Annotated in this window: 18 protein-coding genes; 8 read left to right on the top strand and 10 right to left on the bottom strand. The window is 74.7% G+C overall.

Annotated features, from left to right (window positions below; all coding sequences use genetic code 11):
• Positions 1-12: 12 nt before the first annotated feature.
• From A0J59_RS06555 to A0J59_RS06540, 4 genes are all read right to left on the bottom strand, one after another.
• Positions 13-903 (bottom strand): aminoglycoside phosphotransferase family protein, encoded by an 891-nt coding sequence (locus A0J59_RS06555; RefSeq protein ID WP_064315607.1) that lies wholly within the window; start codon positions 901-903, stop codon positions 13-15.
• Between the two features lie 29 nt (positions 904-932).
• Positions 933-2,429, bottom strand: a complete 1,497-nt coding sequence (locus A0J59_RS06550; protein ID WP_082918803.1) for an amino acid permease — start codon at positions 2,427-2,429, stop codon at positions 933-935.
• A 102-nt stretch (positions 2,430-2,531) separates the two neighbouring features.
• The gene (locus tag A0J59_RS06545; protein ID WP_047231151.1) at positions 2,532-2,819 is read right to left on the bottom strand and encodes a hypothetical protein; all 288 of its coding nucleotides are present in this window, start codon (positions 2,817-2,819) and stop codon (positions 2,532-2,534) included.
• Between the two features lie 3 nt (positions 2,820-2,822).
• The gene (locus tag A0J59_RS06540) at positions 2,823-3,365 is read right to left on the bottom strand and encodes a hypothetical protein (RefSeq protein WP_064315606.1); all 543 of its coding nucleotides are present in this window, start codon (positions 3,363-3,365) and stop codon (positions 2,823-2,825) included.
• Positions 3,366-3,516: 151 nt separating this feature from the next.
• On the opposite strand from A0J59_RS06540, the gene A0J59_RS06535 reads away from it, so the two are divergent.
• Together A0J59_RS06535 and A0J59_RS06530 are read left to right on the top strand one after the other, a co-directional pair.
• A complete protein-coding gene (locus A0J59_RS06535) occupies positions 3,517-4,581 on the top strand; it encodes a C2 family cysteine protease (protein ID WP_156186267.1) in 1,065 nt (354 codons plus the stop codon).
• A gap of 3 nt (positions 4,582-4,584) precedes the next feature.
• Positions 4,585-4,860 carry a hypothetical protein gene (locus A0J59_RS06530; protein ID WP_047231154.1) on the top strand — a complete coding sequence of 92 codons (276 nt, stop codon included), beginning with the start codon at positions 4,585-4,587 and terminating at the stop codon, positions 4,858-4,860.
• A 22-nt stretch (positions 4,861-4,882) separates the two neighbouring features.
• Here the strand turns inward: A0J59_RS06530 and A0J59_RS06525 are convergent, their stop codons facing one another.
• Entirely contained in the window at positions 4,883-5,503 is a 621-nt protein-coding gene (locus A0J59_RS06525) for a bifunctional 2-polyprenyl-6-hydroxyphenol methylase/3-demethylubiquinol 3-O-methyltransferase UbiG (protein ID WP_064315605.1), read from the bottom strand.
• Between the two features lie 89 nt (positions 5,504-5,592).
• On the opposite strand from A0J59_RS06525, the gene A0J59_RS06520 reads away from it, so the two are divergent.
• Positions 5,593-6,348 carry an MOSC domain-containing protein gene (locus A0J59_RS06520; RefSeq protein ID WP_082918800.1) on the top strand — a complete coding sequence of 252 codons (756 nt, stop codon included), beginning with the start codon at positions 5,593-5,595 and terminating at the stop codon, positions 6,346-6,348.
• A 4-nt stretch (positions 6,349-6,352) separates the two neighbouring features.
• Here the strand turns inward: A0J59_RS06520 and A0J59_RS06515 are convergent, their stop codons facing one another.
• Entirely contained in the window at positions 6,353-6,919 is a 567-nt protein-coding gene (locus tag A0J59_RS06515; RefSeq protein ID WP_255365043.1) for a PH domain-containing protein, read from the bottom strand.
• A gap of 57 nt (positions 6,920-6,976) precedes the next feature.
• The gene (locus A0J59_RS06510; RefSeq protein ID WP_064315603.1) at positions 6,977-7,624 is read right to left on the bottom strand and encodes a histidine phosphatase family protein; all 648 of its coding nucleotides are present in this window, start codon (positions 7,622-7,624) and stop codon (positions 6,977-6,979) included.
• A 308-nt stretch (positions 7,625-7,932) separates the two neighbouring features.
• Here A0J59_RS06510 and A0J59_RS06505 point away from each other — a divergent pair, with 308 nt between their 5' ends.
• The 3 genes from A0J59_RS06505 to A0J59_RS06495 all read left to right on the top strand — a co-directional run bounded on the left by A0J59_RS06505 (position 7,933) and on the right by A0J59_RS06495 (position 9,644).
• Positions 7,933-8,559, top strand: a complete 627-nt coding sequence (locus A0J59_RS06505; RefSeq protein ID WP_064315602.1) for a DinB family protein — start codon at positions 7,933-7,935, stop codon at positions 8,557-8,559.
• 49 nt (positions 8,560-8,608) lie between these two features.
• A complete protein-coding gene (locus tag A0J59_RS06500; protein WP_047231158.1) occupies positions 8,609-9,307 on the top strand; it encodes a DsbA family protein in 699 nt (232 codons plus the stop codon).
• A gap of 157 nt (positions 9,308-9,464) precedes the next feature.
• Positions 9,465-9,644, top strand: coding sequence for a hypothetical protein (locus tag A0J59_RS06495; RefSeq protein WP_053370594.1), 180 nt, complete (start codon positions 9,465-9,467; stop codon positions 9,642-9,644).
• Positions 9,645-9,722: 78 nt separating this feature from the next.
• Here the strand turns inward: A0J59_RS06495 and A0J59_RS06490 are convergent, their stop codons facing one another.
• Positions 9,723-10,727 carry a DNA-3-methyladenine glycosylase gene (locus A0J59_RS06490; protein ID WP_255365041.1) on the bottom strand — a complete coding sequence of 335 codons (1,005 nt, stop codon included), beginning with the start codon at positions 10,725-10,727 and terminating at the stop codon, positions 9,723-9,725.
• A 118-nt stretch (positions 10,728-10,845) separates the two neighbouring features.
• Positions 10,846-11,433, bottom strand: coding sequence for a ribonuclease H (locus tag A0J59_RS06485; RefSeq protein ID WP_047231160.1), 588 nt, complete (start codon positions 11,431-11,433; stop codon positions 10,846-10,848).
• Positions 11,434-11,626: 193 nt separating this feature from the next.
• Between A0J59_RS06485 and A0J59_RS06480 the strand changes: the two genes are divergently transcribed.
• On the top strand, positions 11,627-12,352 hold the full coding sequence (locus A0J59_RS06480; protein WP_064315601.1) for a DedA family protein: 726 nt from the start codon (positions 11,627-11,629) through the stop codon (positions 12,350-12,352).
• 86 nt (positions 12,353-12,438) lie between these two features.
• On the opposite strand, the gene A0J59_RS06475 is transcribed toward A0J59_RS06480, so the two are convergent.
• Positions 12,439-12,819: an FKBP-type peptidyl-prolyl cis-trans isomerase gene (locus A0J59_RS06475; protein ID WP_047231162.1), complete on the bottom strand. Its 381-nt coding sequence runs from the start codon at positions 12,817-12,819 to the stop codon at positions 12,439-12,441.
• A gap of 136 nt (positions 12,820-12,955) precedes the next feature.
• Between A0J59_RS06475 and A0J59_RS06470 the strand changes: the two genes are divergently transcribed.
• Positions 12,956-14,110, top strand: coding sequence for a VIT1/CCC1 family protein (locus A0J59_RS06470; RefSeq protein ID WP_082918799.1), 1,155 nt, complete (start codon positions 12,956-12,958; stop codon positions 14,108-14,110).
• The last annotated feature ends 41 nt before the right edge of the window (positions 14,111-14,151 follow it).

The raw sequence follows: 14,151 nt of genomic DNA, 5'->3' as shown, positions 1-14,151 counted from the left end.
CGCGGCGAGGCGTCATCCCGCCAGGACGCGGTCGAGCGCCGCCCGGCCCGCGGGCCCCCAGCGGGTCTTGCCGCCGGGCAGACCCCGGTCGCCGTTCTGCCCCATGAGCAGGAGGAAGAGGGCCTTGAGCGCCGCCAGCCCGCGCGCGCGGCGGACCGTCGCGTCGTCGGCGCGCGCGTAGGCGTCGAAGAACCGCGCGGCGGTGCCGGCGGGCAGCAGCACCCAGGCGGCGGCGAGGTCCCACGCCGGGTCGCCGGCGAACAGGTCGCCGAAGTCGACGATGCCCGCGAGCGTCCCGTCCGCGACGACGACGTTCGCGGGGTGGAGGTCCCCGTGCACCCACACGGGCGGCCCCTCCCACGCCGGGACCGCGACGGCGTCGGCCCAGACGGACCGGACGGCGGCGGCGTCGTCGGGGGCGACGGCGCGCAGGAACCCCTCGAAGCCGTCCGTCGCGTCGCGGGGGTGGGCGCCCCGGTCCGTGGACGTCGGCGCGTCGGCGGGCGCCCCCACGTGCAGCGCCCGGAGGAAGCCCGCCAGCGCGTCGGCGGCGTGCGCGCCCCGCGTGATCGTGCCGTGGTCCAGCGGCTCGCCGGGGACCCAGGTCATGACCGTCCAGTGCCGCGGGAGACGCGCGGACGGCTCGCCGCACCGCACGGGCGTGGGCACGGGGAGCGGCAGGCGCGGCGCGAGCACGGGCAGCCACCGCCGCTCCTTGAGCTGGGACTCCGGTGTCGGGTCCATGCGCTGCACCCGGACGGCCAGGTCGTCCCCGAGCCGCCACATCTGGTTCCCCCAGCCGCCCGCGACCTCGCGGAGCGGCAGCCCGGCGAGGTCGGGGTGCTGCTCCTCCAGAGCCTCGCGGACGAGGTCGGCCGTGGTCCCGGTCTCCGTGGCGCTCATGCGCGCCCACGGTACCGACGCGTCGGCACCTACGCGGCGACGTCGCCCTTCAGCGGGTCCCGGCCGGCGACGGAGTGCCGGTAGCCGTAGATCGCGTAGATGACGAGACCCACGACGACCCAGCCGAGGAACCGGAGCCACGTGAGCGTCGTGAGGTTGGCCATGAGCCAGAGGCACGCGACGCCGGACACGATCGGCAGCACGGGCGACCACGGCACCTTGAACGAGCGCTGCAGGTCGGGCCGCGAGCGGCGCAGGATCGGGATGCCGAAGCTCACGAGGACGAACGCGGAGAGCGTCCCGATGTTGATCATCTCCTCGAGCAGCTCCACCTGGGAGAGCCCGGCGATGAGCGCCACGACGATGCCCACCCCCACCTGGAGGCGGACCGGCGTGTGGTACCGGTGCGAGGTCCGCGAGATGCCGCGGGGGAGGAGCCCGTCGCGGCTCATCGCGAACACGACGCGCGTGAGGCCGAGCAGCAGCACCATGATCACCGTCGTCAGCCCGATGAGGATGCCGACGGAGATCACGCGGCCGGCCCAGTCCGCGCCCACGAGGATGAACGCCGTCGTGAGGGACGGCGCGTCGGACTCCGCGAGCTCGGTGTACGACACCATGCCCGTCACGACGAGCGTCACGAGGATGTACAGGACGGTGACGATCGCGAGGCCGCCGAGGATGCCGCGCGGGAGCGTGCGCTGCGGGTCCTTGGCCTCCTCGGCCGTGGTCGCGACGACGTCGAACCCGATGAACGCGAAGAACACGAGCGCGGCGCCCGCGAGCAGGCCCATGACCCCGTACGTCGTGGGCTCGAGCCCCGTGAGGAAGCCGACCAGCGGCTGCTCGAGCGCCGACTGCTCCGGCGCGGGCTGGGCGGGCGGCACGAACGGCGAGTAGTTCGAGGCGTCGACGAAGAAGAACCCGACCACGATGACGAACAGCGTGATGCCGACCTTGATGACCGTGAACACGCTGTTGACGCGCGTGCTGAGCTTGGTGCCGATCGCGAGCAGCGCGGTGAACACCGCGACGATGAACACCGGGCCCCACTCGAGGTCGACCGGACCGATCGGGATCGTCAGCGGCAGGTCGATGCCGAACAGCCCGAACGCGTCACCGAGGTAGACGCCCCAGAACTTCGCGATGACCGCCGACGCGAGCAGCATCTCCAGGATGAGGTCCCACCCGATGATCCAGGCGACGAGCTCGCCCATCGTCGCGTAGGAGAACGTGTACGCCGACCCGGCGACGGGGATCGCGGACGCGAACTCGGCGTAGCACATGACGGCCAGGGCGCACACGATCGACGCGATGACGAACGAGACGATGACGCTGGGCCCCGCGTAGTTCGCGGCGGCCGTCGCTCCGACGGAGAAGATGCCCGCGCCGACCGCGACCGCGACCCCGAGGACCGCGAGGTCCCAGGAGGTCAGGCTGCGCTTGAGCGAGCGTTCCGGGTCGTCGATCGCCGCGAGCGAGTCCTCGACGGACTTGCGACGGAACAGGCCGGTCCTCGTGGCCACGGGTTCGCCTCCCCGGCGTCGGTGACAGGTCCGTCCATTGAACCGGTCCCGCGCCGACGTCGCGCGGTGGCGGTCCGGTCGCCCGTCCCCGGCCGGCGACCGTCAGGCCGGGTGCCAGCGCGCTCCCCAGCGGCGGGTCAGGCGGCCGCCCGACGTCGCGGCGTGGGCGCGCACCCCGGCCTCCACCGCGTCGGCGACCGCGTGCGCGGCCGCGTCCGTGTCGGCGAGGAAGCGGACGGTGACGCGGGCCTCGCCGCGCACGACGCCGACGTCGTACGCCTCGACCGTCGTCAGGGCGCGCGCCGCCGCCGCGGCGGCGGGGAGCACGGCCTCGGGGTCGGCGCCCGGGCGCAGCAGGCCCACGGCGAGGGTCACGCGGTACGACGGCACGGCTCAGCCGAGCTCCGGCAGGCCGGCCTCGTCGCACGGGTCGAGGTCGACCGGGCCGGACACGTCGAGACGGACCAGGTCGCCGTCGGCGGTCACGCGCACCGACCACCCCGCCGGGTCCGTGGCCTCGACCGAGGCGGACCCGCCGTGCTCGGCCTCGACCACGTCGGACGGCTCGCCGAACCCGTGCTCGTCGAGCACCGGGGCGATCGCGTCGGGGACGTCGGCGAGCAGGCCGTACGCGTCCTCGCCCCCCGGCGTGGCCCGGGCGTCGGGGAGGAAGACGACGCAGCGACCGTCGTCCTGCGCCGTCGCCGTGGCGCCCCCGTCGTCGTCGGTCCAGCCGTCCGCGCCGTAGACGTCGTGGACGGCGGCGAGGACGTCCTGGCGGGTCTGCTCGTACGCCGTGACGGCGTCCGGCGCGGGCGGCTCCGCCGGCTCGTCGGCGCCGCACGCGGCCACGGTGGCGAGGGCAGCCAGCACGAGCACCACCCCCGCGGCCCGCGCGGGCGCGCTCTCGCGCCGTGTCGTGGCCAGCTCCGTCATGGGTCCCCCTCGGTCGTCGCGTGCGCGTCCGCGGGGGACGCTACCAGCGCCGTCGGACGCGCGGCCCGCCGCGTGGATGGGGAGCACGACCCATGGACCGGCGTGGGCGCGCGGCGGTACGGTCTCGGCGACCTGCGGGCGAGGGGGAGACATGAGCGGGATGTACGGGGCGGACGTCGCACAGCTGCGACAGCTCGGACAGCGGTTGTCCGAGGCCGCCGACAGGCTGACGTCGCTGCGCGGCGAGCTCGACGCGCTGGTGACGTCCAGCCCCTGGGAGGGGCCGGACGGCGACGCGCTGCGCGGTGAGTGGTCCACGTCGCACGGCCCGGCCGTCGCAGCGGTCGGAGCGGTCCTCGGGGACGCGGCGACCGCCGTCGTGCGCCAGGCCGACCAGCAGGAGAGCGCGAGCACGGACGGCGCCGCCGGATCCAATGGCGGCGGGTCCGGCGGGGGCGGCGGCGACCGCAGCACGCCGGGCGAGGACGGCGACCGGCCCGGCGACCCGGACCTCACCGACGACCTCGGCGACTACGAGGACGTCCCGCCGATCGACCTCGAGAACGAGGACTTCTCGATCGACGACATCAACCAGGGGCAGGTCGGGGACTGCTGGTTCCTCGCCGGCCTGGGCGCGGTCACGACGACCGACCCGAACTTCCTGCGCGAGCACATCCGGCTCAACGACGACGGCACGTACACCGTGACGATGTACAAGGACGGCGAGCCGGTCGAGATCGTCGTGGAGCCGACGGTGCCGGAGAACGGCGTCGGCGGCCAGAACGGCGAGCCGAACTGGGTCTCGATCTACGAGAAGGCGGCGGCCGAGTACTTCGGCGGCGACTACCAGGACATCGACGGCGGCCACTCCGACGACGCCTTCGAGGCCATCACGGGCCGCCCGGCCGAGCGGTCGGGCGAGCTCAGCCTCTCCGACATCCAGGACCGGTTGAAGGACGGGCCCGTCGCCGTGGGCACGGAGGACGACGACGCCTTCTGGTTCTGGGAGGACGAGGTCGACGACAGCCGCATCGTCCCCAACCACGCGTACGTCGTCACCGAGGTCAAGGAGGTGGACGGCGAGCTGAAGATCCACGTCGTCAACCCGTGGGGACCCGGCGGCGGGATGCTGGACGGCGAGCAGAAGGTCGGCGACCTCTGGCTCACCGAGCAGGAGTACAAGGAGAACTTCGACTCGGTCTACACGGGAGGCTGACGCATGGCAGGCAACGACGAGGTGCGCCGGGCGCGGGTCCCGCAGGGGGCGCAGGCGGAGTTCGCCGACGTGCGGGTGGGCGTGATGCGCGTCGGCGTCGGCGCAGGGCGCGCGCTCGCGCAGCTCGCGGTCCGCTCGCCGCGCGGCGAGGACGTCCTGCGGGCGGACCTCGGGGACACGATCGACCTGCACGGCGCGGGCATGCTCCACGTCGACGACGTGGAGGGGGAGCCAGGGACGTCGAGCGGCGCGGTCACGTTCACGTTCACGCCCGCCTGAGCCGCGCGGTCGGCGCCGGCGCTCAGCCTGCCGCGTCGGCGGAGAGCACCGCGACGAGGAAGTCGGCGTCCGGGGTCCACGGGCGCAGGTCCCACGTCGCGAGGGCGAGGTCGAGGTGCAGCCCGGCCTCCTCGGCGTCGGCGAGGAACCGCTCGGGCGCGTAGCCACGCCCGGTCCCGAAGCCGACGACGGCCCGTCCGCCCGGCGCGAGGTGCGCGCGAAAGCGGCGCAGGACCTCGACCTCGGTCCCGGGCGCCAGGAACGTCATGACGTTGCCCGCGCACACGACCGCGTCGAACGGCTCCGTGACATCCTCGGACGGCAGGTCGAGCTCGGCCAGGTCGCCCACGCGCCAGTCGGGCCCCGGGTGGTCGGCGCGCGCGGCCTCGATCAGCACCGGGTCGACGTCGACCCCGACGACGGTGTGGCCGTGCGCGAACAGCTTCGCGCCGACGCGTCCCGGTCCGCACCCGGCGTCGAGCACCCGTGAGCCACGGGGCAGCATGGCGTCGACCAGCCGCGCCTCGCCCGCGAGGTCGGCGCCACGGGCTGCCATCGCCCGGAACCGCTCGACGTACCAGGTGGAGTGCGACGGGTCGGCGGCGGTCTTCTGCTCCCAGCGCGAGGGACGGGTGGCGCTCATGGCGACGACGCTACCCGCGCGGGGTGAGACCGGTCCCGTGACCTTGGTCCCCGGTGTCCTCCGCCTCGGCGCGCTGCGAGAATCGGAGGATGTCTCCCGCCGCACCGCCCGCCGCACCGCCCGCCGCACCCGACACCGCGCCCGTGACCGACCTCGCCTCCAGCGCCCCGACGGGCGAGGTCCTCGCCGTGTGCCGCGTGCACGCGCTCCTGCCCGACGCGGGGCCCGTCGGCGTCACCGCGATCGACAAGCGGCCCGTGGACGGGCCGGTGAAGGTGCGACGCCTCGGTCTCTACGCCGACCTCCAGGCCGACCGGGCGAACCACGGCGGCGAGGAGCAGGCCGTGTACGCGTACGGGCAGGACGACGCCGACTGGTGGGTCGGGCAGCTCGAGCGCGAGGTCCCGCCCGGCCTGTTCGGGGAGAACCTGCGCGTGCGAGGCATCCCCGTGAGCGAGGCCGTCGTGGGGGAGCGCTGGTCCGTCGGTACCGCGCTGCTCGAGGTCACCCAGCCCAGGACGCCGTGCTCGACGTTCGCGCGCCGGCTCGGCGAGGACAAGTGGGTCAAGCGCTTCACCGCCGCGAACCGGACGGGCGCGTACCTGCGGGTCGTGCGCAACGGCGAGCTGCGCGCGGGGGACGCGGTGACGGTGTGCTACCGGCCCGAGCACGGCGTGACCCTCGCCGACTGGTTCGGGGCGTGGAACGCGCGCGGCGCGGACCCCGAGCGCGCGGTGGACGTCGCGCGCCGCCTCATCGTCGCGCACCTCGAGGGCGACGTCGCGCTGACGGACGAGATGCTGGCCCGCGCCGAGATCGCGGTCGGGCGGGGCATCGAGGACTGACGCGTCAGCGCTCCGCGCGCGGGATGCGCGGGGCGCGCGGGCCGCGGGGCGGCTCGTTCGGCGGCCACTCGCCGTCGTCGGAGCCGTCGTCGGCGGTGAAGAGGAGGTCGTGCAGGCGGACCTGGACGTTCTCGACGTCGGGGACGTCGTGCAGGTTCAGCCCCGGCTTGTCGGTCGCGTCGGAGATGACGAGCGTCCCGCACCCGAAGATCCGGTCGATCGGGCCCTTCTCGTAGTTCACGTCGTTGATGCGGTACAGCGGGATGTCGCGTCCGGTGCGCGTGATGATGCCCGAGCGCATCGCGATGCGCTTGTTCGTCACGGTGTACTCCGTGGTCCGCCAGCGCAGCCACGGCACCAGCACCCAGACGATCGCCGCGACGAGGGCGAGGCCCGCGACGACCCAGCGGACGACGTCGTTCGGGACGAGCACGACCGCCACGACGACGGCCGCGACGAGGGCGACCAGCAGCACGAACGGCCAGAACAGCGCCTTCGCGTGCTCCTTGAGCTCCATGACGACGTGCTCGCCCTCGGTGAGGTGCTTCTCGCTCAGACCCATGGGCAGCATGGTGCCACCTCGCGGTCCGCGGGGGGAGAGCCGTCCCGCCGTCGGCCGGCCCGGGGGTCAGTCCTGTGCCGAGAGGTTCCAGCCCTCGATCGTGCGCAGCCCGTGCCCGTACCCCAGCAGGCAGATCGCGGCGGTGCCGAGCTCGAACCGCGCTCCCAGGCCGGGGTCGACGCCGAGCCACACGGTCGCGAGGACACGGAGCAGGTGCCCGTGCGCGAACAGGACGACGTCCTCGCCACCCTGCAAGGTCGGCTCGACGCGCCGGAGCACGCGCCCGGCCCGGTCGGCCACGTCCGTGAGCTCCTCGCCCCGGTGGCCGTTCGCCGCCGCGAGGACGTTGACGCCGTCCCGGAAGATCAGCCACTCGTGGCCCAGCTGCTCGCCGACGTCGACCGCGGTCCGTCCGTCGACGGGACCGTAGTCCCACTCGGCGAGGTCGTCGTCGGTCTCCGCGTCCGGGAACCCGGCGAGGTCGGCGGTGCGTCGCGCGCGCTGGCGCGGGCTCGAGAGCACGACGGCGGGGCGTCGACCCCGGCGGTCGGCCCACCGCTGGAGCCACACGCCGGCCGCGACGGCCTGCTGCTCGCCCGCGACCGTGAGGGGGATGTCCGACCGGCCGGTGTGGCGGCCGCTCGCGCTCCACTCGGTCTCGCCGTGGCGCACGAGGACGAGCTGCGGGTCGGGGACGGTGTCGGTCGCGGTCACGGGTCGGCCTTCCTGCGGGGGTCCTCCAGCAGGATCACCCGGGGACGCCCGGGGCGCGCGTCGGGGGTGTCAGCCGGGGACGCCGTCGACGCCGTTGATCGCGAGGAACACGACGAGGGCGCCGAGCAGGACGACGGCGATCCCGGTCGCGACGAGCAGGACGGTGCGGGGGCGGACGCGCACGGGGACTCCGGAGGTCGGGGGTGGGACGGTCGACCCCATTCTCGCGCGCCGGGGTGGGTGGTCCCCGTTAGCGTCGGTACGGACACGGAGGGGCGGCGACGACGCCGCCGGGGAGGGGGGACGAGATGGTGCACGAGACGGCGGACGGGGAGATCGCGTACGGGAGCCCGGAGTTCGACTGGTCGATCCTCACGGTACCGACGGCGCTCGCGGTCGTGCGCGGCCAGCTCGGGTTCTCGTGGCTCGAGGTCGCGGAACGGCTCGCGACCCTCACCCAGGCGGAGCTCGAGTGGGAGCCCGGCCCGGACGCGTTGCGCGTCGTGCGGCGCGGCACCGAGCGCACGCCGCGCACGCTCGGCGTCGGCGACTGGGTGATGGAGTGGCCGGACGGCCCGGACTCGTCGCAGCCGCGGACGATCGGGTGGCTGGTCGCGCACCTCACCGAGGCCTTCTTCGAGCGGTGGGAGTGGACGTTCGGACCCCACGAGCGCCGTCGCGACACGGTGGCGTTCTCGGGCGAGGTCGGTGCCGCCGTCGCGGGGCTGCGGCACGAGGTGGACCGGTGGCGGGCGGGGGTCGACGCGCTGCCGGACGAGGGGGCGTTCACGGTCGGGCTCAGCCAGGCGACGGAGATCGACGCGCAGTCGCCGTTCGTCCACCTCGTCGCGCACATGAACCGCGAGCTGATCCACCACGGCGCGGAGATCATGGTGCTGCAGGACCTCTACCGTGCGGCGAACGTCACGCCCTGACGCTCGGCCCGGGGGAATCGTGCGGTCGTCCAGATGGTTGAACGGTCACATGACGACGAACAGCCCCGCCGCGACGGACGCGACGGCCCCCACGGTGAAGATCGACATCTGGTCCGACGTCGCGTGCCCCTGGTGCTACGTCGGCAAGCGGCGCCTCGAGACGGCGCTCGGTCGGCTCGCCGAGGCCGGCGACGGCCCGCAGGTCGACATCGAGTACCACTCGTTCGAGCTGGCGCCGGACACCCCGGTCGACTTCGACGGCACCGAGGTGGACTTCCTCGCGGGGCACAAGGGCATGCCGCGCGCGCAGGTCGAGCAGATGCTCGGGCAGATGACCCAGCTCGCCGCCGCCGAGGGTCTGAGCTACGACTTCGACGCGCTCCAGCACACCAAGACCCTCACCGCCCACGAGCTGCTGCACCACGCGAAGGCGCACGGCAAGCAGGTCGAGATGAAGGAGCGCCTCCTCAAGGCGTACTTCGAGGAGGGGCGGCACGTGGGGCGCGTCCAGGAGCTCGCGGACCTCGCGGCCGAGGTCGGGCTCGACCGCGCCGAGGCCGTCGCGGCCCTCGAGGACGGCCGCTACGCCGACGACGTGCAGGCGGACATCGACCAGGCGCGTGCCTACGGGATCAACGGGGTGCCGTTCTTCGTGGTCGACGGCCGGTACGGCGTCTCGGGCGCCCAGGACCCCGCGGTCTTCGTCCAGGTGCTCCAGCAGGCCGTCGCGGAGCGCGACGCCGCCTGACTCGTCCGCTCTGCGAGACGAGGTTCGGAGAGCGACGTATCTCACACCCCGGTGCGGTGGACCTGCGACTCGGTATCACCGAGACTGGGACGCAGCCCGCACCGACGCCGGCTCCACACGTGCACCGGCGCCCGTGATTCCCACGAGGAGGCCTCAGATGACCGACACCACGACGAACCTCTACCACTCCATCGCGAACCCGCGCCGCACCACGCTCATGAGCGTGAGCGCCGCGGACGCGGCCGCCCCGCACCGCGAGACCGCGCCGTCGCTCACGCTCGTGGGCGCGGACGACGCCGCGGTCTGCGTCGACGGGGTGTGCGCGCTCCCCGAGTAGACCCGTGAGCGCAGGAAAGAGTCGCCGGAACGCCAGGTTCCGGCGGCTCTTTCGTGTCTTCAGGGAGGCGCGTGGCCGTCAGTTCGACCGGTGGTCCTGGATCGAGAGGCGCGGCCCGCGCCGAGGCGCGTGCGCCCTGCCGGAAAGCTCCAGGAGCCGGACGACGCGATAGCGGTGCGGGGAGTACGGCGCGAGGAGCTCGAGCATGCGCTCGTCGTCGACGCGCTCGCCGACGAGCGCCCAGCCGACCGCCTTGGCGAGGTGGTAGTCGCCCACGGACACGGCGTCGGCGTCGCCCAGCGCGCGCTGCGCGACCTCGGCCGCGGTCCACACGCCCACGCCGGGGACCGCCTGGAGCCGGGCGTGCGCGGCGGCGGAGCCCTGCGCGTCGAGCAGCGCGCCGCACTCCTCGAGTCGGCGGGCGACGCGCGCGGCCGCGACCACGGTCCGCGCACGACCCGGGTCGACGTTCGCCCGGTGCCAGTCCCACGACGGGACGCGCGCCCACGTGGCGGCGTCGGGCACGACGAGCATCCCGGCGTCGCCCGCGGGACCGGGTGCGCGCTCGCCGTACCGGCGCAGGAGCCACCCCCACGACCGCCACGCGGCGACCGTCTGGACGCGCTGCTCGAGGATCGCGGGGACGAGCGCCTCCAGCACGCGGCCGGTGCGGGGGATGCGCAGCCCGGTGCTGCGCCGGTGCGCGTCGCGCAGGGGCGCGGGCGGGATGAAGCCGGTGTCGTCGTCCTGCTCGCCCAGCAGGTGGGGGAGGGCGTCGAGCGCCTCCTGGGCGCCCGGTCCCCAGGCGTGCCCGACGACGTCGCGCGGCCCGGTCTGGGCGAGGCGGCAGGTCGCGGGGCCGGCGGGCATCCGCGTCGTGCGCCAGACGTCCCCGGACGGCGTGCGGCGGAACGTCGGGTCGTAGGGCCCGCGGGAGAGCCGCCCGAGCGTGAGGTGCAGGTCCAGGGGTCGGTCCGACCGGACACGCTGGACGAGCGCTCCACCGAGCACGGCGCCCGCGCCCGGACCGCCGCCGACCGCGTGCTCGGCGGGCGCTGGGCTCGGGCTCGGCACGACGGTCACCGGACCATCGTCCCACCCGCCGCCGACGGCCGAGCACGTCGTTGCGCGCCGTCGAGCACGACCTTGATGTCGTTATCCGCTCGATAGCGACACCAAGGTCGTGTTCGGCGGGTGAGGGTCAGTCGAACAGGGTGTCCATGTCCCACGCGGGCTCGGGCGCCGGCTGCCTCGGCGCCGGGGCGTGCGTGGCGACGGGTGTGGCGGCGGGCACCCGGCCCGCGGGGCGCGTGGGGTCGCCGAGCTCGGGGACGAGCGTGCCGTCGAGGTCGCCGCGACCGGCGGCCCAGTCCTGGGCGGCGAGTCCCGCGAGCTGGTCGGCGCGCTCGTTGAACGGGTCGCCGACGTGGCCGCGCACCCAGCGGAACCGCACGGGCCCCGCGCGCTCGGTGATGACCCGGTCGATCGCCTGCACGAGCTCGAGGTTCTTCACGGGTTGCCCGCCCGCGGTGCGCCACCCCTTGCGCTTCCAGGCGACGACCCACTCCGACGCGCACTTGATGGCGTACTGGGAGTCGGACTCGATGAGCAGCGGCTCCGCGCCCGGGTGCGCGCGGACCGCCTGGAGCAGCGCGGTCAGCTCGGCGACCTGGTTGGTCCCGCTCACGGCGCCGCCGGAGTCGAACGTGCCGTCGTGGTTGATCCACGCCCACCCGATGGCGCCGCCCGGGTTGCTCAGGCACGAGCCGTCGGTGCTGACAGTGATCACAGCGCTCCTCGATCACGGACGTCCCCGCCCGCCGGCTGCGGCGCGGGGAGGCGAATGCGTCGAGCCACATTGTCCCCCGGACCGGAGGGTCGTGGGACCACGCGTCCGCGGGCGGCTGGTCGGGGTCGCCTCAGGGGAGAACCGGGGGGATACCCCATGGTGCCGCGCGCGCACGCGGTCGAGGCTGGGACGCATGGTCGCGTGGGTCGTGGAGCTGTGGGGACAGGTCGAGGCGTGGCTGCTCGCGCTCGTCGACTCCGTGTGGGCGCTGCCGACGCTCTTCGCGACGACCGCGGGCGACGGGTTCTTCCCGCCGATCCCGGGTGAGACGGTCATCGTGATGCTCGCGGTGGGCGCCCAGTCCGGCGGGGGCGTCGCCTGGGGGCTCGTGCTGCTCGTCGCGGCGCTCGGCGCCTGGTGCGGCGACCAGCTCGCCTACGCGCTCGGGCGGGCGCTGGGCACGCGCGCGCTGCCGGCGCTGCGCGGCCCGCGGGGTCAGCGTGCCGTCGCGTGGGCGACGCGGTCGCTCGACCGACGCGGGGCGTCCGTCGTCCTGGGCGCGCGCTTCGTCCCCGTCGGGCGGACGGCGGTCAACGTGACGGCGGGGGCCGTGGGCTTCTCACGCCGCCGCTTCATGGCGCTCTCCGCCGTCGCCTCGGTCGCCTGGGCCACGTACTCGGTCCTCATCGGCACGCTCGCCGCCGCCTGGGTCGGCGACAGCCCGCTCCTCGCCGTCGTGGTGGGGGTCGTCGGCGGGATCCTCCTCGGCGTCCTCGTCGACACCGTGGTCCGCCTCCGGGCGGCACGCCGGGAGCGGGACGCCGCCCTGGTGCCGGGGCCCGTCACGAGCCCGGTGCCCGGTGACGGCACCCCGGAGACGGACCCCGCGCTGGTCGCCTGCCCCGGCCCGGCGCGGTAGGGCCTGGTCGCACGCGGGCCGTCCGCAGGGCGAAGCAGGAGGGCCCCGGTCGACGACCGGGGCCCTCCTGTGCGTCAGCGGGTCGGTCAGGACACGCCGAGCAGGTCGATCACGAAGATCAGCGTCTTGCCGGACAGGCGGTGGCCGCCGCCCGCGGGGCCGTAGGCGAGCTCCGGCGGCACGACGAGCTTGCGCCGCCCGCCCACCTTCATGCCGGGGATGCCCTGCTGCCAGCCCGCGATGAGGCTGCGCAGCGGGAAGTTGATCGACTCCCCGCGGTTCCACGAGGCGTCGAACTCCTCACCCGTCTCGTACTCGACGCCGAGGTAGTGCACGTTCACGGTCGCGCCCGGCGTGGCCTCCGGGCCGTCGCCGACGGTGATGTCCTCGACGACGAGCTCCGTGGGCGCGGGGCCCTCCGGCGCGTCGACCTCGGGGCGGGACAGCTCGTTCTCTCCAGTGGTCATGCTCCGATCCAACCACGACGGCGGACGACGGGCGGGCCCGAGGTTGGGGGCGCCCGGAACACCGGTCGGGGGGACCCCCGGACCCGCGTTCGGCCGCGCGCAACACGGCGCCGCCGAAGATCGCCATCATGGAGGCATGTCCTCCACGCCTGAGCCGCACACCGGCCTGCCCGCCGGCACCCCGCGCGGGGTGCCGTCGGGCGCGGACCCGGCCCCCGCCGTCGGGCACCGACCGACCCCGCAGGAGATCCGGCGGTGGCGCCGGTTCCTCGCCGACGAGCGCGCGGAGGCCGCGGTCTACCGGGACCTCGCGAGCCGACGGAGCGGGGAGGAGCGCGACATCCTCCTGGCGCTCGCGGACGCGGAGAAGCGGCACGAGCGGCACTGGCTCGACCTGCTCGGCGACGACGTCGGCAAGCCGCTGCGCGGCGACTGGCGCACCCGGACGCTCGGCTGGCTCGCGCGCCGGTTCGGCGGCGTGTTCGTCCTCGCCCTCGCGCAGCGCGCCGAGGCGCGCTCGACGTACGACACCGACGCCGACGCGACACCCACGATGGCCGCGGACGAGCGGATCCACGAGGAGGTCGTGCGCGGGCTCGCGACGCGGGGGCGCAACCGCATGTCGGGCACCTTCCGCGCCGCGGTGTTCGGCGCGAACGACGGGCTCGTGTCCAACCTCGCGCTGATCCTCGGCATCGGGGCGTCGGGGGCCTCGAACAGCACCGTCCTCCTCTCGGGGCTCGCCGGCCTGCTCGCGGGTGCGCTGTCCATGGGCGCGGGGGAGTACGTGTCGGTGCGGTCGCAGCGCGAGCTGCTCGACGCCTCGACCCCCAGCCCGCAGGCGTCCGCCGCGCTGCCGGACCTCGACGTCGACGCGAACGAGCTCGCGCTCGTCTACCGGGCACGCGGCATGGCGCCGGTCGAGGCGGAGGCGCACGCCGCCGACGTCCTCGCGACGTACACGCAGCAGACCGTCATCGCCCCGCCGCCCAGCGCGGACGAGCACGAGACGCACGGGACGGCCATGGGGGCGGCGGTGTCGTCGTTCCTGTTCTTCGCGTCCGGCGCGCTCATCCCCGTGCTGCCCTACCTCTTCGGCCTCACGGGGTTCGTCGCCGTGGGTGTCGCGGCGCTCCTCGTGGGGATCGCGCTCCTCGCGACCGGCGCGACGGTCGGCCTGCTCTCGGGGACGTCGCCGCTGACGCGCGCCATGCGGCAGATCGGCATCGGCTTCGGCGCGGCGGCCGCGACCTACCTCCTCGGCCTGGTGTTCGGGGCAACCGTCGGGTGAAAACGGACGCTCCCGGTGGTGAGCGTCACACGGGCATGCCT

The sequence above is a fragment of the Cellulosimicrobium sp. I38E genome (genome assembly GCF_001647255.1).
Taxonomy (GTDB): domain Bacteria; phylum Actinomycetota; class Actinomycetes; order Actinomycetales; family Cellulomonadaceae; genus Cellulosimicrobium; species Cellulosimicrobium cellulans_E.
Note: the sequence above shows the minus strand (reverse complement) of the source record. Positions and strands in the feature narration are given on the sequence as shown.